Consider the following 263-nt stretch of genomic DNA (forward strand, 5'->3'; position numbering starts at 1 on the left):
GGCGCTGGGTGTCGATGGCGTAGTTGCCGGAGTTGGCCGTGCCGCTGGCGGTGTTGCCGGCCAGGTCGGTGTAGCGGCTGCCGTCCAGGCTGATGAGGTTGGTGGTCGATTCGACACCGGCCGTGGGCGTGAGGGTGGCGGTCCAGGTGAGGCCACCATTGCTGCTGCTCAGGCCGCTGAGGCTGCCGTTGCCCACGACGAAGTCGTCCGCCGTGAGGCCCGTCACCGCTTCGCTGAAGCTGATGGTGACGGTGCTGGTCTGG

General features: G+C 68.4%; 1 protein-coding gene. It reads right to left on the reverse strand.

The annotated features are described in order from the left end of the window. Positions 1-263 (reverse strand): Ig-like domain-containing protein (locus tag LZ017_RS22360; protein WP_241399058.1); only part of this gene is annotated, 263 nt, incomplete at both ends.

Source organism: Pelomonas sp. CA6 (assembly GCF_022549225.1).
Taxonomy (GTDB): domain Bacteria; phylum Pseudomonadota; class Gammaproteobacteria; order Burkholderiales; family Burkholderiaceae_C; genus Roseateles.